Origin of the sequence: Vibrio sp. OPT46, assembly GCF_015163535.1 — a bacterium.
Lineage (GTDB): Bacteria > Pseudomonadota > Gammaproteobacteria > Enterobacterales > Vibrionaceae > Vibrio > Vibrio alginolyticus.
This window is the reverse complement of record NZ_JADDYG010000783.1, coordinates 2,597-2,984: the sequence shown is the minus strand read 5'-3', so window position 1 is coordinate 2,984 and position 388 is coordinate 2,597. Positions and strand designations below refer to the sequence as shown.

Below are 388 nucleotides of genomic sequence, written 5' to 3'. Positions count from 1 at the left end.
TCAAGCTCTTAATATTCTCTGATATCATTTTAAAAAAACCAATATCCTTCCGATATTCTGGGTATTTTTTAATAGCAAACAGAATGAATATAAGATAAGACGGACAACCAAAACAACGATACATAAAAGGTAACTTACTTGATCGCATTGCTTTATTTGACCAATTTTTACCAGTACTTTCACTAGGGTGACAATTTATAAACTCAGGAAAGTATTTGATATTTAGTTTACTTTTAAAACAATCGAGAAGAAAAATATTCTCTTCTGACGCAGGTAAGCCACTACCTAAACCAAAGTTTGTATCAAACGATAAACGAGCCTTCTGTAAACTCTCTCTTTTAGCAACAACCTCTATGGAGGAGACTCTAAACAAGGTTTTTGATGTATG

General features: G+C 32.2%; 1 protein-coding gene. It reads right to left on the bottom strand.

Annotation, left to right across the window (positions count from 1 at the left end; translation table 11 throughout):
* Positions 1-388: hypothetical protein (locus IQR33_RS34655; RefSeq protein ID WP_228014186.1), on the bottom strand; the 388-nt coding region annotated here is incomplete at both ends.